Source organism: Methylotuvimicrobium buryatense, from assembly GCF_005931095.1.
Lineage (GTDB): Bacteria > Pseudomonadota > Gammaproteobacteria > Methylococcales > Methylomonadaceae > Methylotuvimicrobium > Methylotuvimicrobium buryatense.
In genome coordinates this window covers 2,669,678-2,689,082 of sequence record NZ_CP035467.1, presented here as the reverse complement: position 1 = coordinate 2,689,082, position 19,405 = coordinate 2,669,678, and the positions used below count along the sequence as shown (strand labels likewise).

16 protein-coding genes and 1 riboswitch are annotated in these 19,405 nt (G+C 51.8%); of the genes, 9 read left to right on the top strand and 7 right to left on the bottom strand.

Features of this window, described 5'->3' with window-relative positions; all coding sequences use genetic code 11:
* Positions 1-5 precede the first annotated feature (5 nt).
* From EQU24_RS12030 to EQU24_RS12000, 7 genes are read right to left on the bottom strand one after another with little or no spacing between them, the layout of a single operon-like run.
* Positions 6-1,109, bottom strand: coding sequence for a cobalt-precorrin-5B (C(1))-methyltransferase (locus tag EQU24_RS12030; protein WP_017839268.1), 1,104 nt, complete (start codon positions 1,107-1,109; stop codon positions 6-8).
* Between the two features lie 4 nt (positions 1,110-1,113).
* Entirely contained in the window at positions 1,114-1,782 is a 669-nt protein-coding gene (locus EQU24_RS12025; RefSeq protein WP_017839269.1) for a precorrin-8X methylmutase, read from the bottom strand.
* Positions 1,783-1,791: 9 nt separating this feature from the next.
* Positions 1,792-2,619, bottom strand: a complete 828-nt coding sequence (locus EQU24_RS12020; protein WP_017839270.1) for a sirohydrochlorin chelatase — start codon at positions 2,617-2,619, stop codon at positions 1,792-1,794.
* Positions 2,620-2,628: 9 nt separating this feature from the next.
* On the bottom strand, positions 2,629-3,423 hold the full coding sequence (cobM, locus tag EQU24_RS12015; RefSeq protein WP_017839271.1) for a precorrin-4 C(11)-methyltransferase: 795 nt from the start codon (positions 3,421-3,423) through the stop codon (positions 2,629-2,631).
* Complete coding sequence (locus tag EQU24_RS12010) at positions 3,420-4,721, bottom strand: cobyrinic acid a,c-diamide synthase CobB (protein WP_040575274.1); 1,302 nt, start codon at positions 4,719-4,721, stop codon at positions 3,420-3,422. Before EQU24_RS12010 ends, cobM begins: the two co-directional genes overlap by 4 nt.
* A gap of 2 nt (positions 4,722-4,723) precedes the next feature.
* Complete coding sequence (locus EQU24_RS12005) at positions 4,724-5,371, bottom strand: CbtA family protein (protein WP_017839273.1); 648 nt, start codon at positions 5,369-5,371, stop codon at positions 4,724-4,726.
* A gap of 2 nt (positions 5,372-5,373) precedes the next feature.
* Complete coding sequence (locus EQU24_RS12000; protein WP_017839274.1) at positions 5,374-5,550, bottom strand: CbtB domain-containing protein; 177 nt, start codon at positions 5,548-5,550, stop codon at positions 5,374-5,376.
* 154 nt (positions 5,551-5,704) lie between these two features.
* Positions 5,705-5,834, bottom strand: a riboswitch (cobalamin riboswitch).
* Between the two features lie 304 nt (positions 5,835-6,138).
* Between EQU24_RS12000 and EQU24_RS11995 the strand changes: the two genes are divergently transcribed.
* The 9 genes from EQU24_RS11995 (at position 6,139) to EQU24_RS11955 (ending at position 19,045) form a co-directional block, all read left to right on the top strand.
* A complete protein-coding gene (locus EQU24_RS11995) occupies positions 6,139-7,134 on the top strand; it encodes an IS4 family transposase (protein ID WP_138767169.1) in 996 nt (331 codons plus the stop codon).
* A 91-nt stretch (positions 7,135-7,225) separates the two neighbouring features.
* The gene (locus tag EQU24_RS11990; protein ID WP_017839276.1) at positions 7,226-8,179 is read left to right on the top strand and encodes an IS1595 family transposase; all 954 of its coding nucleotides are present in this window, start codon (positions 7,226-7,228) and stop codon (positions 8,177-8,179) included.
* Between the two features lie 36 nt (positions 8,180-8,215).
* Entirely contained in the window at positions 8,216-8,665 is a 450-nt protein-coding gene (locus tag EQU24_RS11985) for a condensation domain-containing protein (protein WP_083877608.1), read from the top strand.
* 568 nt (positions 8,666-9,233) lie between these two features.
* Positions 9,234-9,551 carry an RNA-dependent RNA polymerase family protein gene (locus tag EQU24_RS23025; RefSeq protein ID WP_244310884.1) on the top strand — a complete coding sequence of 106 codons (318 nt, stop codon included), beginning with the start codon at positions 9,234-9,236 and terminating at the stop codon, positions 9,549-9,551.
* Positions 9,552-9,716: 165 nt separating this feature from the next.
* Complete coding sequence (locus EQU24_RS23020) at positions 9,717-10,481, top strand: reverse transcriptase domain-containing protein (protein WP_244310883.1); 765 nt, start codon at positions 9,717-9,719, stop codon at positions 10,479-10,481.
* Positions 10,482-10,733: 252 nt separating this feature from the next.
* Positions 10,734-11,126: a condensation domain-containing protein gene (locus tag EQU24_RS11970; RefSeq protein WP_051056233.1), complete on the top strand. Its 393-nt coding sequence runs from the start codon at positions 10,734-10,736 to the stop codon at positions 11,124-11,126.
* The gene (locus EQU24_RS11965) at positions 11,092-14,922 is read left to right on the top strand and encodes a non-ribosomal peptide synthetase (RefSeq protein ID WP_138767168.1); all 3,831 of its coding nucleotides are present in this window, start codon (positions 11,092-11,094) and stop codon (positions 14,920-14,922) included. The genes EQU24_RS11970 and EQU24_RS11965 overlap by 35 nt, the downstream gene beginning before the upstream one ends.
* A gap of 103 nt (positions 14,923-15,025) precedes the next feature.
* Complete coding sequence (locus tag EQU24_RS11960; protein WP_083877609.1) at positions 15,026-17,500, top strand: TonB-dependent siderophore receptor; 2,475 nt, start codon at positions 15,026-15,028, stop codon at positions 17,498-17,500.
* Positions 17,501-17,845: 345 nt separating this feature from the next.
* Positions 17,846-19,045: a sulfotransferase family protein gene (locus tag EQU24_RS11955; RefSeq protein WP_017839281.1), complete on the top strand. Its 1,200-nt coding sequence runs from the start codon at positions 17,846-17,848 to the stop codon at positions 19,043-19,045.
* Positions 19,046-19,405: the final 360 nt, after the last annotated feature.

The window sequence follows — 19,405 nt, the reverse complement described above, 5'->3', positions numbered from 1 at the left end:
AGAGATTAAGTCCTTCCGGCTTGCGCCAGTTTATTGCCGTCGAAGTCGCAAACCAAGACGCCGATGTCGAAGCTCCCAGGGTAGCGCCGTTCCAATGTGGCGATCACCCGTTTGGCCAGTTCGATGTGGAATTCGTATTCCAAACCCAACTCGGCCATGCATTCCGAGGCATAGCGAGCGGTTTCCTGCTCGGCGATGGCCCGGCAAACTGTCTCCGGAGCGCCGATGCTGCGGGCGATGTCGGCGACCAGTTCGACATCGACCGGATTACGTCCGGCATGCGTGATGGTTTCGCCTTGTGCCATTTTAGTGAGTTTGCCGACCATGCCGCCGATGATGATGCTGCGAATGCCGCAGCGTTCAGCGGTATCGAGCGCGGGGGTCAAAAAATCGCCCATTTGCACGAAACAGCTTTCATTCAATGCCGGCAATTCGCGCATCACGAATTTCTCGGTGCGCCCACCCGTGGTCAGAACGACGGTGTCTTGTCCTTGATTCGCGGCGACTTCGACGCCCTGTACCACGCTGGCGCGGAACGCGGCGGTGGAATAGGGGTGGACGATGCCGGTCGTCCCCAGAATCGAAATACCGCCGATAATGCCTAGGCGGTAATTGAGCGTTTTTTTGGCCATCGTTTCGCCGTCCGGCACCGAGATGGTCACTTGCAAACCACGGGTTTTCAAAGCCTCGGATGCGATGAGACGAATATTGTGTTCGATATTTTTGCGCGGTACCGGGTTGATCGCCGCGCTGCCGACTTCCAGCCCCAATCCTGGACGGGTTACTAGGCCGACACCTTCGCCGCCGTGCAGTACGACCGTGTCCGGCTGCGCTATCCAAGCTACGTCGGCGGTCAGCCGGGCGTGATTGGTGCAATCCGGATCGTCGCCGGCATCTTTTTCAATGACCGCATGCGCGCCATCGCTGTTGACCCAAGCCTCCGCCACCTTGAAGCGAACCGTCTCGCCGTTGGGCAGTTGGCATTCGACGGTCTCGGGAACCCTGCCTTCCAGCAAGCCGCACACGGCGGCCCGCGCGGCGGCAGCGGAACATGCGCCGGTGGTGTAGCCTTTACGGGTACCTTTGGGTTTGCGTTCCGCCATCGCCATCGAATCAGCCGTTTTGTTGCCGGCTTTCCGCCAAACTCAAGAGCGCATGCAGCGCCGCTACGACCAGCGTCGAACCGCCTTTGCGGCCTCGGGTGATCAGCCAGGGAATATTTTTCGATGCGCTCAGCGCGTCTTTCGATTCGGCGGCGGACACGAAGCCGACCGGCATGCCGACGATCAGCGCCGGTTTGACGCCTTCTTCCTCGATCAAGCGCAAGACTTCCAACAAGGCGGTCGGCGCGTTGCCGACCGCGACGATGCCGCCGTTCAGCAAATCCAAGCGAGCGGCTTTACGCATCGCTTGTACCGCACGGGTGCTGTTGACTCGTTTGGCATCCGCGATCACGTCGTCATCGGCGATGAATTGATGCGTGTGCATGCCGAAATGAGCCAGGCGCGGCTTCGATAGGCCGACGCAAATCATTTCCACGTCGGCGATAATCGGCGCGCCGTTCAAAATCGCCGCGATACCGGCTTCGACCGCGTCATCGGAAAACTCGGCCAGGCCGTTGAATTCAAAGTCGGCGGTCGCGTGTATCATGCGCCGCACGACTTGCCATTGTGCACCGGTATAGTGATGAGCACCGGCTTCGCGGTCGACGATCGCAAACGAATCGTGCTCGATTTGCTGTCCGGCTTGGGTCAGTTGTTCGGTCTTGATGTTTTGGGTCATGGCTTTGCTTCAATGGTGATGATGGTGCTGATGCGCGGCCTGTTCGCGGTATTGGCAGCCGTCGCATTCGAGCATTTTCGGCGAATTCGGGTCGGCGGCATCCTCGACGCGTCGGTCGAGTAGTTCGAATACGCCCGGGTCGAAGCCGAAATAATTACCGCAAGCAATCGCGATTTGCGGATACTGTGTTTGCAATCGCTGTACTTGTCGTGCAATGCGTTCGATCAAGAGCCCGGTAAACAGATAGTAGGGCAGGATCGCGATTTGCGTCATGCCGAGACGCGCTTGACGCTGCACCGCAGTTTCCAGGCGCGGGTGAGTGATGCCGGTAAAGGCGATGTCGACCAATTCGTGTTCGGTGGCCTCGAACAGCCAGCGCGCCAGTTTCGCCAGTTCTCCGTTGGCGACCCGGTCCGACGAACCGCGTCCCAAGATAATGACGCCGGTCGTTTTTGGGTCGGGCATCGCCAGGGTTTTCAGCGTGGCGTTCAATTGTTTGTTCAAGATTTCCAGCAGAGTCTCGTTACTGCCCAGATGCGGCGCATAAACGAATTCGACATTCGGGTTCAGGGCTCGGGCTTCTTCGATGTGTTCGGGAATTTCCATCTTGACATGGCCGGCGGCGCTGATGATCAGCGGCACGACGATGACCTTGTCGGAATTTTGCGCCGCGCGGCGCAGGCCTTCGGGCAAGAGCACATCGGCCAGTTCGATATAGCAGAGTTCGATGCGCCATTCGGGGTGTCGGGCCTGCCATTGGCGTTGAAATTCGAGGATTTCGTCATTGCCTGCCTGGTTGCGCGAACCGTGGCCGACTAACAGTATCGTGGTTGTCATGCGTGTTCCTTAAGAATCTGATTGCTCGGCGCGGCGAAAACGATGCGTGAAGCCGGCGTCGTAAAGTTTGGATTTTTTTAAGTCCGGCCAATGGCGCGCGCCCAACGTGGGGCTGACGACGATCATCGCCTGGCTGTTAATTTTGGCGACGCGGCAGCGTTCGCGGATGTCGGCGAGCGTGCCGCGAATGATGTGTTGCTCGCCCGGCCAACTGGCCTTGTGCACGACCAGGACGGGCGATTCGTCGGTCCAGCCGGCGGCTTTCAGTTCGCGTTCGATGGTTGGCAGCAAGGTGATCGATAAAAACAAGCACAGCGTCGAATGATGGCCGGCCAATTCCCGAAGCGATTCGCCTTCCGGCATCGGCGTGCGGCCTTCGACACGGGTCAGGATCACGGTTTGCGTGACTTCCGGCAAGGTCAGGCTTTCCACCGCGCAGGCCATCGCGGCCATTGCCGACGACACTCCCGGCACCACCTCGACGGCAACGCCGGCCTTATCCAGGGGTTGAACCATTTCGATCAGGGCGCCATAGAGGCCCGGATCGCCGGTTTGTAGGCGGATCACGGTCTTGCCGGGTTGCGCTTGGGCGATCAACCAATCGGTGATCTGTTCCAGCGTCATGTCCTTGGAATCTTTGACCGCGCAATGCGCCGGCGCCCATTGCGTCGCGGCTTGTTGTACCAGGGAACCGGCGAACAGAATGGCGTCGGCCTTGGCAATCAAATCGCGGCCCTTGACAGTGATCAAATCCGGATCGCCGGGGCCGGCGCCGACAAACCAGACTTTTGCTAATCCGGTCATTGAAAAAATCCTGCAGCTTGTTGCGGGTTGAACGGAAAATAAGTGTGCAGATAAGAGGCTTGCAACGATCCCACGCGGAAAAACCTTTCGCCTTGGCTGCGGTTGCGTTGCGGAATCGATACGGTCGAGGCTTCCTTATCGGTTTCCAGAAGCGAATGATGAAAACTATGGCCGCGTATTTCTCCGTGCTCCAGCTGCAAACTGTGCATGCCCAGATTGACCAGCCGGTTCTGCATTGTCGCGCGACCCGGCAACAGGCCAACCATCGCGGCTGATTGCCCCTGTTTGTCGGTCAGCGTTTCCAAGAGGTATAAAAAACCGCCGCATTCGGCATAAATCGGTTTACCGGCGCGGTGATGATCATGCAAGGCTTGTTTCATCGCGCGATTATCGGCGAGGGCCATTAGATGCAGTTCCGGATATCCGCCCGGAAGATAAAGGCTATCGACCTCCGGCAATTCGGTGTCGGTCAACGGCGAGAAGAAACACAGCTCGGCGCCCATGGCCTGCAAGCAATCGAGGTTGGCTTGGTAGATGAACGAAAAGGCCGAATCGCGGGCGATGCCGATGCGCTTGCCGGCAAGAAGGCGCGGCGTCGGCGTCGTTGCAACCGGAGCAAAGGCAACCGGTTCGGGCAAGCGGCATGGCGCGGATTCGGTCAATAATTCGGCGGCTCGCGCCAGTCTTCGGTCCAAGTCGCCGATCTCGTCCGCTTGCAGTAAACCCAAATGCCGCGACGGCAAGGCGATATCCGCGTCTTTAGATAGGGCCGCCAGCAGGGGCATGTCTTCGGGCAGCGCTTCTTGCAGTAATCCGGCATGGCCTGGACTGCCGACCTTGTTGGCGATAACGCCGGAAAACCTTAGGTGTGGCCGGTAATGAGCCAAACCGTAGGCGACGGCGGCAAAGGTTTGCGCCATGCCTTGCGCGTCGATCACGGCGGCGACCGGTACCGACAACGCCTGTGCCAGATCGGCGCTGCTACTGTCACCGTCGTAGAGGCCCATTACGCCTTCGATCAGGATGACATCGGCCTCGGCGGCGGCGCGATAGAGCAAGTCTCGGCAATGCGCCTCGCCCATCATCCACAAATCCAGCTGATAGACCGGCCGTCCCGAGGCATGAGCCAGAATCTGCGGATCGATGAAATCCGGGCCGGTTTTGAATACGCTGACCTTGCGGTTTTGACTTCGGTAATAGGCTGCCAGCGCGGCGGTAATGGTCGTCTTGCCTTGGCCGGAAGCGGGCGCGCTGATCAGCATGGCCGGACAATGGCGGACGGATGGGCTAGTGTTCATAATCAGAGTTTGAGTTTGGTCATGCTGAATCCGGCTAAAGCGCCGAGGCTCAGCCAGAATAGGGCATTGCTAAAGGCGGACATCACTACGAAGCGTTGTTGTAAGGCTTCGGGCGCCAAGGCTTGCGCTATTTCCGGATGCGGGGCCCCGATCAAATGCGGGGCAGCCGCTAACATGCCGCCGGCGATTTGTAGGCCATGGTTTTTGCTCAATAAGAGTCCGTATAAACCGGCCACGGTCGATGCCGCGGTGAACAGCCACCAGGCTTGCCGGCTGAGCAAAGCGGCGCTGTCGGTTCCGGGCAATTCCGGCGGTAGGCCCAATGAAGGCGCGGCGAAAAAAACCAAATACCCGGCCGAGCCCCACAATAAGCCGCGCCAATAGCCGCCTGTGCCGTGCCAATACATCGCCGCACTCAAGAGCAAGGCAAAGCCGAAGCCGCTCAGTCCGTTAAACAGCATCGTGAAGGCGAAGCGTTGCCAGCCGTTTTCCGGTTGCCATTCATGTTCGGAGCCGGTTGCGGGCGCTTCGAATTGTTCCGCGGCTAAAATCAGAGGTTGCGTCAGATAATACTGTAAGACGCTGAGCAGCAGGCCGGAAAGGATTCCGGCCGCCAATGCGGCGATCACCAGTTTACGAAAATCGGCCACGCTTAATGACAGGGAAATGCGGCGCTATGGCGTCCGTCGTGTGCGGCATTATGAATGTAGTTGTTGGCGTCCTGCATGAAGCCGAGGCCTAGAATCACGGTCAAGCCCAATACGATGGCGCTCAAGCCCGGGAGAAATTTAGCGGAGTAAACGACGGAAGAGCCGGCGAGTGTTTTCATGGTTGTTGTCCTTCCCAAGTCTGGTTGGCGAATGAATAGCGGGGAAGACAAACCTAAAAAAAACGATTTGACAGATTGCCCGCCGCAATACTGTTGATTTCTACTCTTTAAATTTAGAATCAGCGTTAAAAAACGAACGCATTGTCACTAATAATTAATGAGTCAGTTTTAGGCCTGTCTCCGGGCTCGTGAAAAATCACTTACCGTTGCGGGGGCAGCGCCGGCTTTTAACCGGCTTCCAGTTTCACCCGCGCAGTGCGGGAACCGTAAAACAAGCTTGGGATTATAGGTTACCCATCAAAACCGTGCAAATGGAATGTAAGTATTCAGTCACCCTCTCTGAAAAAGAGGGGCTAGGGGAGATTTTATAAATAAATCCCCCTCAATCCTACTTTTCAAAGGGGGAGGCCAACAATCAATGCTGTTGACTTAAGAAAAATAAAGACATAATACCTTGTTTTTATTATAATAAGCACATGAAATCACTACAGAGAGACTCATTTATGACCAGCACCGCAAACATGGCACAAACATCGCTTTGAAAATTCATGCCAACTTTCGTCTTATCTTGAACAATTTCGCCGTTTAATTCCACACACGTTAGCCGATGATCAAAAGCAATCGGCTGAGCACTTTACCCGCACACGCAAACTCTCCTTACCCAACCTAATTACCTTGGTGTTATCACTGGTTACCAGTGATAAATCCGCTGGCGTGGACATTCATTCCGGTGAATTCTTCAAACAAGCGCGGCGAAGCGGTTGTTGGCCTGAGGCTGAAGCCGTGCATCGGAGTGCAGTGACGAAAGCCCGAAGTCGATTACCGTGGTCCGTCTTTACTGATCTATTAGCCGATAGTGTGCAGTTAGCTTATTCGCTTTGGCCGGAGTCGCCGGAATATACGTGGCATGGCATGACGGCGGTGGCTTTTGACGGTTCCAAATATCACTTGCCGGCCTCGCCCGAGCTTCGCAAAGCCTTCGATCCCAACAGCGGCTTGACCTTTCCCGGCAAAGGCCACTATCCGCAATGTCTGGTCCCGACCGCATTCGATGTCTTTCGACGGTTACCGATCGCTCGCGCGATCAGTCCCTTAGCGGAAGGCGACGAGCGCGAGGATGTGAAAGAGCTGCTACCGCAGCTCCCCGATCGTCCTTTGGTCTTATTGTTTGACCGCGGTTATCCCAGCTATGACTTGCTTTACTACTTACGAGATACCTCGCCGGATTCGGCTTTCGTGTTCCGCTGTCCGGCCCAATCGACCTTTAAAGCGGTCGAGAACTTTGTCCAATCCGGGCGTTCAGAGGCCGTCATCTGGTTGGATACGGCCTCGCGGATTCGCCGGAAACGACCGGGCCCCAAAAGCATCAAGCTACGCGCGGTCCGTTTGGAAAGCCCGGACGGCACGCTGTCGGTCTTATTAACCAATCTTACCGGCAGCCGTCAGTATCCCGCCGAATCACTGGTTGAACTGTATTTCCGTCGCTGGCGAATTGAAGAACAATATCGTGATGAAAAATTGCACCTCGATATCGAAATGTTCCACAGTCACAGTGAAAACGGCATCAGACAAGAACTGTCCTGATTAGCAAGATGCTTCAGCTAAAGCCCAAAAACCAGAATATTCTTGGCTAGAAGGCGCATACTGGCCACTTAATTAGCAAGGAGTCCAGCTCATGGCCATGAATAAAATCCAGTTTCAAGCAGGCCTGTCACTGCCTGCTTTTTTAGCGCAATTCGGCACCGAAGCGCAATGTGAAGACAGTTTAGAACAGTCCCGCTGGTCCCAAGGCTTTCGCTGCCCCGACTGCGGTCATGCCGAACACTATGTGCTTAAATCAGGCGGACGCAAAACCTTCCAATGCCGGTCCTGCCGGTTACAAACGTCGCTGATTGCGGGCACTTTATTCCAGAGCACTCACCTTAAATTGACGACCTGGTTTCTGGCGATCTACTTGATCAGTCAGGCTAAGACCGGTTTGTCCGCCCTGGCTTTGAAACGGCAGTTGGGCGTCAGTTACCCTACCGCTTGGCTGATCCAACAGAAACTGATGCAAGCGATGGTCGAACGGGATGCCCGATACACCTTGGACGGCGAAGTTCAGGTGGACGATGCCTATCTCGGTGGCGAATTGGCTGGCGGTAAGGCCGGGCGCGGCTCTGAGAATAAGGTGCCCTTTGTCGCGGCGCTCTCGCTCAGCCCCGAGGGACAGCCGAGGTTTATCAAAATGGCGCCGATTCCGGGTTTTACCCGTAAAGCCATTGCCAATTGGGCACAAGGCGATCTCAGCCCCGGTTGTGTCGTGCGGTCCGACGGCTTGGCCTGTTTTGCCGGCGTGACCGATGCCGATTGTCAACACCAGGTAACCGTCGCCGGTAGTCGGAAACCCAAAGACCTGCCTGAGTTCTGCTGGATCAATACGGTACTGGGCAATCTCAAAACCAGTCTAGGTGGCGCCTACCATGCTTTCGATTTCGCAAAATACGGCACCCGTTACTTAGGTGCGTTCGCGTACCGCTTTAACCGGCGCTTCCGACTCGATACCATTACTACGCGCCTTATCGTGGCTGCGGCTACGACTGGACCCCGCTCGGATTATTGGCTACGGCAAGCTGAAGCATCTTGCTAATCAGGACGTTTTATGCCTTAAGTTGGCGTCTATGGCATTGCCCCCTCCCGCAACGCCTCAATCCCGTTATCCTACGCCCAGCAACGCCTGTGGTTTCTGGACCAGCTGGAGCCGGACAACCCCTTCTACAACATCCCGGTAGCCCTGCGCCTGACCGGCCGCCTGGATCTTGCCGCACTGACGCAAAGCTTCGCGGCCATCGTCAATCGGCACGAAATCCTGCGAACCGTGTTCGAGACCGGCTCGGACGGCGTGGCGGTGCAAACCGTCCGCCCAAATCTGGCGGTAGAAATGGAGCACATCGACCTGACCGGCTTAGAGCCCGGCCAAGATGCCGCTTGGCAAGCGCTATGCCGGCAAGAAGCCGCCAAGCCCTTCGACTTGCGTAACGGACCCTTGATCCGTGCCCGCTTATTGCGGCTGAGGGACAGTGCCGAACAGCAGGATGCGGTGCTGTTGTTGACCATGCACCACATCGTCCGCTGAAAATCTTGGAGTGTGCCACAGGCACACAAACTGACGCTATACGGAAATAGCGATCAGATGTGTATAAGCTCATTGGAAGATGATGGTAGGTCCATCAAAGTCTGTTGTCGGAAACCGGCTTTAAACCACCTCAAGCTGCTTGTATTAAGAGTGCAGGTAGTGAGCGTTGAGGAAAAGCTAATTCATAATTAGCAGGTAGGGTACAGAGAGACGAGTTAAACCGAACCTATGTTGACGCGTCGTTATTCAGAGACTCGACATCAAAACCTGGGGCGTCAAGACTTCAGGGATGAGTCTGCAAGCGGATCGAAGTCTGTGCAGATGGTGTCCGGCGTATAGTGGGCGTGACTCTGTACCGGGCTTTCAATGGGAACTGTGGGAACCAGTCATCATGATGTTAAAGGGAGAAATGCAAATCACTAAATTGATAAGTATGAGAGTACCGATGCGTGATACTGGGGCGGAGTTGCTCGTAGTAGTGTTGAAGCGTTTGTAATGAACGAGGAGCGAAGGGCAACATCAGGCAGCCTTTATTGCTATCACAACTGTTGAAAGGCAGGAGGATGATATGAGCGAGGCAAAGCCATTTGTCATTTCGAAATGGCAAGTGATGCGTGCATTTGAATTGGTGAAAGCCAATGCGGGTGCTGCAGGTGTTGATAGGCAATCGTTGGCAGATTTTGAAAGAAATCTGAAAGACAATCTTTACAAGTTATGGAATCGGCTGTCGTCCGGCAGTTACTTCCCGCCGCCTGTCAAAGCGGTAGCCATACCGAAGAAAGGTGGCGAACGGATTTTGGGTATACCCACCGTGAGTGATCGTATTGCTCAGATGGTCGTCAAACTGGAATTTGAACCCCAGGTTGAGCCGCACTTTTTTGCCTGACTCGTATGGCTACAGGCCGAATAAGTCAGCACTCGATGCGGTGGGTGTCACGCGGAACGTTGTTGGCGCTATGACTGGGTACTTGAGTTTGATATTAAAGGGATTATTCGACAATATACCGCATGATCTATTGCTTAAAGCGGTCTATAAGCATACCGATACGGCTTGGGTGAGATTGTATATCGAGCGCTGGTTGACGGTGCCGATGCAGATGCCCAATGGGAATTGAGTAGCCGGGGAAAAGGCACGCCACAAGGTGGAGTTGTCAGTCCGGTGCTCAGTAATCTGTTTCTGCACTATGTCTTCGACAAATGGTTGCAAAAGCACTACTCGGATACACCCTGGTGTCGTTATGCCGATGATGGTCTGGTGCACTGCCGGAGTGAGGCAGAAGCCAAACACATGCTGGAAGCACTGAAGCAACGCTTTCAGTCCTGTGGGCTTGAACTTCATCCGGTGAAAACCAAGATTGTTTACTGTAAAGATGGAAGTCGCAAAGGGCGCTATAAGCATACCTCCTTTGATTTTCTGGGGTATACGTTCAGACGGCGACTGTGTAGGAATCGCAAAAGAAACAGTGTGTTTGTAAACTTTACGCCGGCGGTGAGTAAAGCGGCGCTGGAAGTCAATGCGAGGAAAGGTCAGAAAGTTACGAGTCAGAACGCGTACCGAGTTGAGCTTAGGGCAAATAGCACAATGGTTGAATCCCATCATTGGGGATGGATAGGCTATTATGGTTGTTATACCCGATCTGCGTTATATGGTATGTGTCGTCACGTCAACATGACTCTGGTGAGGTGGGTAAGACGAAAGTTCAAGCCGCTACGCCAGCATAAAATAAAGGCAATGCTGTTTCTGGAGAAGATTGCAGATCAACATCCAAACTTGTTTGCCCATTGGCGGGCAGGAATGATAGGTGCGTTTGCCTGATGGGGCGGTATGAATCGAGAGGTTCACGTACCGTTCTGCGAGAGTCTGTGGGGGAAGTGCCTGCGGTCTACTCAACAACGGAGCGTTAGCGAAGTGAAGATTTTTAGTCCCCGATAGCCGTAGCGCCGGGTGTTTTGCCGGAGTCTGCGCGAATAGCGCAGGCGGAGGCAAAATACAAGGCATCGCGACACGGCGTAAAGCCATTTGTGGGAGTGCTACGGAGCCGCATCGAGTATACGATGATGTGGCGTAGTGGCACGGACGCAGGGCGAATCGGGGCCGCCGAAGGCAATAATCGCCAAGTCATTTTTCGCTGCTGAAATCGGACGGACCCCATTTCAGCTTTCGCGAAAAATCTTGGCGCGCTTGTCCGACGGCTGGTCGGCGGAACTCCTGGTCAAGGAATTCAGCGCGCTGTACCGGGCGTTCACGCAAGGTCTCGCCGCGCCACTGGCGGAATTGCCGATTCAATACGCCGATTTTGCCTGCTGGCAGCGCCAATGGTTGAGCGGCGCGGTACTGGAGCGCCAGTTACATTACTGGCGGCAACAACTGGACGGCGCGCCGCTGGTGCTGGACCTGCCGACCGACCGACCGGCCGCGACCGGCGGTGACCACCTACCGTGGCGCCAGTCTGGCTTTTGAATTGCCGTTGGCCGTGGCGCAAGCGATACGGGAGTTGAGCCGGCAACACAATACCACCTTGTTTATGGCGCTACTAGCCGTGTTCCAATTACTGCTCGGCCGTTACAGCGGCCAATCCGATCTGTGTGTCGGCAGCCCGGTAGCCAACCGGAATCGGCCGGAAATCGAAAGCTTGATCGGCTTCTTCGTCAACACCTTGGTTCTGCGCGCCGACGTATCGGCTAACCCGACGGTGACTGAGTTTCTGACACAAATAAAAACCACGGTGCTGGATGCCCAACAGCACCAAGACCTGCCGTTTGAAAAACTGGTCGAAGTGCTGCAGCCCGAGCGCGACCCCAGCCGCAGTCCGCTATTCCAAGTCATGTTTGTCTTGGCCAAACAGGACCAATTGATCTTAAGCCTGCCGGATTTAGCCGTCGAACTGATCGAAGATTCCGGCACGGTGGCCAAATTCGACCTAACCCTACACATTCAAGACTGGCCGGACGGCCAAATCGGCGGAAGCTGGGAATACAACGCCGACCTGTACGATACGACAAGCATCGAACGCCTGGGCCGGCATTACCGACGGTTGCTACAAGCGGCCGCCGCCGACCCCCGGCGCAGAGTCAGCGAACTGCCGCTGCTGAGCGAGGCGGAAACCCGGCAAATCTTAGTCGATTGGAACGCGACCGACGTTGACTACCCGCAAGACCGCTGCATACATCAACTGTTCGAAGCGCAAGTTGAGAAAACTCCAGACGCCGTCGCGCTGACGTTCGAAGACCAAAGACTGAGCTACGCCGAACTGAACGCCAAAGCCAATCAACTGGCGCACTATTTGATCGACCGGGGCGTGCGACCGGACGTGCTGGTGGGCATTTGCCTGGAACGTTCTCTGGAAATGGTGATCGGCTTGCTGGGCATCTTGAAGGCCGGCGGGGCTTATGTACCGCTCGATTCTCACTATCCGGCCGAGCGGCGGGCGTTGATATTAGCAGATGCCGGCGTCAAGCTATTGCTAACCCGCGAAGCGCTGAACGCCGAACTTACGGAGAATGCGGAAGTAGCAGTAGGGTACGCAGCGCGTACCTTGGGGCTTGAATCGGGATTTGACGAGAACAAAGTACGCGCTGCGCACCCTACGGACTTGATGACGAGAGATTGTATCATCCACCTTGACCGCGACGGGCCGGCTATTGCCGGGTATTCCGCCACGAACCCGTCAGTGAGCGTGCATCCTTTGCATTTGGCCTATCTGATCTACACCTCCGGTTCCACCGGTCGGCCCAAGGGCGTGGCGGTGAACCACCGCAACGCGTTGCATTCCACCTGGGCCCGGCTCAGCGAATATCCCGAACCGGTCAAAGCCTATCTGTTGCTGTCCTCGTTTGCTTTCGACAGCTCGGTGGCCGGCATCTTCTGGACCCTGGCTCAAGGCGGTTGTTTATGCCTACCCCATGAAGACAGCAGCAAAGACCCGGTGGCGCTGGCGGCCTTGATCGAGCGACATGACATCTCCCACGTGTTGGCCTTGCCTTCGCTGTATGCGGTGCTCCTGGAACAATATCCGCCAGCCTTAAGCCGTCTGCAAGTCGCCATCGTTGCCGGCGAAGCCTGTCCGACCGACGTCGTCAAGCGCCACCTTGCCATGCTACCCGATGTAAAACTCTACAACGAATACGGCCCGACCGAAGGCACTGTCTGGAGCAGCGTTTATCTCGCCGGACCGGACGACCTGGATCGGCCTTTAGCGATCGGCCGGCCGATCGCCAACGTCCGCCTTTACAACCTGGATCGCCAACTCAACCCGGCCCCGGCCGGCGTGGTCGGCGAACTGTACATCGGTGGTGCCGGCATCGTGCCCGGCTACTGGCAACGCCCCGAGCTGACCGCCGAGCGCTTCATCCCCGATCCGTTCGGCCCGGCCGGCGGGCGGTTGTACAAGACCGGCGACCTGGTGCGCTACCGCGCCGATTGCGCACTCGAGTTCCTGGGGCGGCTCGACCACCAAGTCAAGATTCGCGGTTTTCGCATCGAACTGGGTGAAATCGAAGCGCAATTGTTACAACAACCGGCGATCAAGGATGCCGTAGTGATTGCACGAGAAGACCAACCCGGTGACAAGCGGTTGGTGGCTTATGTGGTTCCGCAGGCTACGGACAAAGAAGCCGAGCACGACCTTGCTGAGCACCTCAAAACCGCGCTCAAACAACATCTGCCGGACTACATGGTGCCCAGCGCCTTCGTGGTACTGGAGACCATGCCGCTGTCCGCCAACGGCAAGTTGGAACGTAAACAATTACCGGCGCCGGATTGGCATGCGCGCATGGCAGCGAGCTACGAAGCACCGCGCACCGATACCGAGCAAGCGTTGGCCGAGATTTGGCAAGAGGTTTTAGGTGTCGAGCAAGTGGGCATCAAAGACGATTTCTTCGAATTGGGCGGGCATTCCTTGTTGGCCACCCAATTAGCGTTTGCTTGCGAAAAAAGATTGCAGAAGAAATTTCCGGTCAAAACGGTATTCGAACATCCAACGGTTGCACAGCAAACCGCTTGGCTGGCTGGGGACATTTCGGATACCAACATCAATCTGCTGGCTGACACTCAATTGGGTTGCGACATATACCCCTTACCGACACAACCTTTGCCGCTCGATCAATCTCGGGCAGTCATGTTGACTGGAGCAACCGGTTTTCTTGGCGCCTTTTTGTTGGTCGAATTGCTGGAGCAAACGGATGCCAACGTGTATTGCCTAGTGCGAGCCCAGAACGAAACTCAGGCAACTGCACGCTTACAAACACAGTTGATGCGTTACGAGTTGTACGACCGAGTCGAATGGTCCAGAGTCATCGCGGTGTGCGGCGATTTGGCGGTTGAAAAACTGGGCTTGACCGGAGAGCGCTATCGGGAAATTTCTGCTACTGCCGATGCGATTTTCCATAACGGTGCGTTGGTCAATTTCGTACAGCCTTACGGCTTGTTAAAACCGGCAAACGTGTTGGGCAGTGTCGAAGTCCTGCGCATGGCGACAACCGAGCGTCCCAAAGCAATACATTACGTATCAACACTATCGGTGTTCGCCGGAAAACCCAACAGCCCGGCCGGATTTGCGGAAACCGACGAGCCGCTATTGAACGCAAGCCTGACCGGCGGGTACGCGCAAAGTAAATGGGTCGCGGAAGCCATTGTGCGCTCTGCCGGCAGTCGCGGATTTTTCACGACCATTTATCGCCCGGCGACAGTAGCTGGCGACCGGCGCAACGGCGTATGGAATACCGATGATTTCCTGTGCCGGATTTTGAAAGGCTGCGTGCAGATGGGCTTGGCGCCGGATAGCGATGCCAAGCTGGAAATGGCAACTGTCGACGACATCAGTCGCGCCATCATTGCTCTAGCGAAGGTTGATTGTGCGGAAAACCGCATTTTCCATTTAAACCATCCTAAACCGCCGACCGCGAATGCGTTGTTGGATTGGTTTTCTGACGGAGACTTCCCTCTACGCAAGGTGCCGATGCCGGAATGGCTAAGCGCAATACATTTCTCGGCGAAAACTATGGAGGACTTTGCGTTAAAGCCGTTGCTAAGCCTATTTACTGACGATCCCATCGAACCATCTGACGGTGTCGAAAGCGGATACGCCTGTCTCGCTAGTCAATACGCATTGCGGATCTTAGGCGCCGAATATAGCGAGTTCGACGACATCTTGTTGGGCCGTTATCGGGACTATTTTTTGCGTAGCGGATTCATCGGTGCTAAAGGAGAAGAAATTTCGGAGGGAAATTGGGGTGGTAATCGTCTTCTAACTAAATAACTGCAGGCTCAAGCAGAGCTGGCAACGTTTTAATAAACGAATATTTTGAAATACCCCCGACAACTAAATGCCTAGGCATCATAAATTACCAACGAGATCGACCATGATTCGCTCCAGAAAAGCCCATAGTTTAACAACAAGGACTGCTATTTATAATTCAATAGAGGAATCCCGTCGGCGGCATACCGTAAAGTCGATCGCTATGCTATGCGGCTTGTTATACGCATCCGCATCGATTGCGGAAGGCAATGACAGGGTTTACCAATTCGATATTGCTGCCGGGTCCATGTCCAAGGCATTGGAGGATTTTTCCGATACGTCCAATCTCGATATTAATTACCCAGCCAACGTTGTAAACGAAGTTAAATCCAACGGTTTGAAGGGCAGTTATACCACCGAACAAGCGTTGCGCCAGTTGCTTAAAGGTAGCAACCTAAGTTATCGAATTACAGGGAATAGCACTGTGACGGTCGAGAAAATACAATTGGCTGAAGCGAAGGATCCAACGACTATGCCTGCTATGAGAGTGGTTGGACAGGCCGTTTACGACTCGACTGATCCGTACAACCCCAATTACAATCGCACTAGTGCCAGTACAGCGACCAAGACCGATACGCCAATTATGGAAACACCGTTTTCGGTGCAGGTAGTCCCCCGGGCAGTTATGGACGATCAACAAGCAATCCGTTTGAAAGATGTTACTAAAAATATCAGCGGCGTATTTCAAGGGGATGACTTGGGCTTTCAATATGAGAATTTTTATCTTCGAGGATTTAACGTAAAGCAAAATGTCTATCGTGATGGTTTTCTTACACCGGGAACTACACTCTCGCTCGCCAGTGTAGAACGAGTAGAGGTTCTTAAAGGGCCAGCCGGCATGTTGTATGGACGTTTGGAACCCGGTGGGTTGATCAACGTGGTCACTAAGCGCCCTCTGAAGACAGCTTATCACTCTCTTGAACAACAATTCGGCTCATTTGATTTATATAGAACCTCGCTCGATACAACAGGCCCTATTGATCAAAATGGAGAACTTTCGTATCGGTTTAATCTGGAATACCTCAATAATAATTCGTTTCGAGATTACGTGGGCAATGAACGATTGCATTTGACAACCGCATTGTCCTGGAATGTCACGGATGCAACACAGATTGATCTTGATTTTTCTTATCAGAATCATAACTTTGTACCAGATAACGGTATTCCTGTTATCGGCACACGTCCGGCAAACGTACCGATAAGCCGATTCTTTGGAGAACCGGATGATTTCGTTAAGGTTGATATCTTTCAGGAGACTATAAAACTCGATCATCATTTCAACGATGATTGGAAAGTTACCGCGAATTTAACTCGCTATGATCGTCGTGTGAAAGATAAGGTTACATTTCCAATCGCCTTCAATGAAACAACGGGAGATATGATCCGTGGCGCTTACTCGGAAACCCCTATAAGTGAAGGAGCATGGTTCTCTACCATTAATTTCAATGGAAAATTCAATACTTGGGGCGTGAGACATAATGTATTGGTAGGTGGGGATTATCGGGATTTTAACCAACAAAATACTAGCACCAATTTTGTTCCATTTCGCGGGAATGCACCCGATCCGATTAATATTTTCTCGCCCGTGTATGATTCGTCTACAGTTAATTTGTCGCAGCAAAAAGATATTTTTTTCCTAACTAAAAATAATTGGTACGGAATTTATTTGCAAGATCAAATTACCATTAACGATCAATTACATCTTCTATTAGGTGGCCGTTATGATAACGCTAAAACATCATCCGATTCAGATTTTCTCGGTTTTTTGGGCAGTAACAAAACACATGATGCTGAGTTCAGTCAACGTTATGGGATTCTTTACCAGCCCGCTTCTTGGGTAAGTCTATATGGAAATTTTGTCAAAGGATTTAATGCTGCAAATGCATTTGTTGAGTTAAGCGATGGACAAACGCTTGAGCCTGAATTATCACAGCAATATGAAGTAGGCGTTAAAGGGCAATGGTTTGATGACCGATTAACGGCAACTTTGACATATTTTGATCTGACCAAGAAAAACATATCCGTGCCGCATAGTAACCTTCAATTAGCGTCGCTCGGATTAAGTGAACTTGTAGGTGAGGCTCGTAGTCGAGGTATCGAATTCGATTTTTCCGGTCAGATTACCGAAAATTGGAGTGTTATAGCTAATTATGCATATACTGATGTGAGAATTACAAAAGACCAAAATTCAATTTTAGGGAATCGGCTACCTAACGTGCCGGAGCATGGTGGTGGAGTATGGACTAAATATGATTTTGCCGACTTTGATTTACCTGGATTTAATATAGGAACCGGAGTATATTTTTCGAGCAATAAAGAAGGTGATCGAGCAAATAGTTTTCAATTACCTGGTTTTTTTAGGGTTGATGCAGCATTGGGATACAAAATTAAAGTAGGTTCTACTCGCTTATCAACCCAATTTAATGTAATTAATTTTCTCGACAAACGTTACTATGATGTTTCCAATAGCGAATCCCGACTTAATGTTATACCGGCTACATCGAGGACCTTTTTGGGGTCGATTAAAATTGAGTTTTGATATATAGATAATAGTCACTTATAATTTATTTACTCCAAAGCATGAGTGCCAGCATTAATGGCCTTTAAGTCATTTTGTTATACTCAAGTTGTACTGACTCAAAAAATTAAGGGCTTGTTAATCAATAAAACTGATTTTGATTGGCGCCGAGCACTTATAAAGCAATACATTACATACAACTAGGCATTCACTATTTTGGTTTTCATATAGGTATACATCAATGGACATTGTAATTACATCCTTATAGTTCCTATAACAGCATTCTATCTGCTGAATACTCCAGCATCTCCACGCTGTAATGCTAAGGCTTAAGATGTGAAAAATATATATTAGAAAGGTGTCTATATGAAAAAAAATGTAAATCATGACTTTATTTACCCAGTGTTTATTCTTTCATGCGAGAGATCTGGCTCTACGATGTTGAGATATATAGTCGATTCTCATAAGGAAATAGCGTGCCCAGGACATCTATATATAGGTGAGTTATGCGCCAGTTTAAATATTTTACTAACTAGCACTTTGATGCAAAACCAAAAAAATTTATGCGCCATAGACAAAAGAAACTTCGTCTTAAACGAAACCAGGAAGATTATTGATAATATAATGACAAGTTATATCATAGAAAAAAACAAATCCATCTGGTGCGAAAAGACACCAATGAATTTAGAGCATCTGGATTTGCTAGACGAGCATTACCCTGATGCAAAATACATTTGCCTCTATCGCCATTGTATGGATGTTGTTCATTCCAGCTTAAATTTAAGTAAACATCGATTTCTTCCTGAGCATGTGCCTTTTGTGCATCGGAACCCAGGAAATATCATTGCCGCCATGACGGAAAATTGGCTAGAAAAGACTGAAAAGCTCTCGGAATTTGAAAAGAAGCATCAAGCTCGCTGTTTTAGAGTAAAATATGAATCTATCGTTCTGGAGCCAGAAAAGACTCTAGAGAGGTTGTTTAATTTTTTGGGTGTCTATTGGGATAAATATTTAATTGATAGAGTATTTAAGATTGAGCATGATAATGGCGAAGGGGATGGTAGAGCGCTTCTATCCAGTAAAATTCGTCAAGATTCTGTTGGAAAGGGGACAGAAGTACCTAAATCTGGAATACCTGATAAGTTTTTATCAAAACTTGACGCTCTACTTTGCGAGTTGGGTTACGGTAATCTCGACAACTATTATCAAAATAAAGGTAGCTGCGATAGAGCAAAGGAAATTGATACAAATATATTAGAAACATATCTCGAAAATGCAATTAGAGCAAATAGAGCCAACTTTCCTTTGCTTAGAGGGATTTGGAAAATCGTGCTAATAGGTAACGAAGATGGTATTTGGACCATCGACTTGTCGGGTCAGGAAACGATTTTTGTAAAAGGAGATACGCAAGCCGATTTTACGTTACGATTATCATCTTCTTTATTATCCGATATGTTTAATGGTATAAGGGACGGAATAGAAGCGTTTTCACAAGGGGAAATAGAAGTAGAAGGGCTTAACGATAAAGATAAGTTAATATCATTTGGTAGATTAATACTTTCATAATATACGCTTAGCAAAAATATGTAAACATGTATTTTTAGTGCGATTTGGTGCCGTATTTTCTGGTACTTGTAGGCACCAATGCATTTGATGTTTTATGTATATACAATCCAAGCGTTTCAAAAATATTAATTAGCTCGAGTGCCTGGTATCGAATAAAACTATCTTATGGATAATATTTTATATAGGATAATTGGCATGATAAATTTTAATATATTAATTCATGCACTTTTTCAAGTCATTTGTAATTTATATAAGGATGCATAATGAAGCTAAGCTATACCTTACCTTTAAAAGTAGCACGCGCTCATGCACCGTCGATAGAAGAATTTAATGCACTGTATGCAGAACCGGGTAAACCGG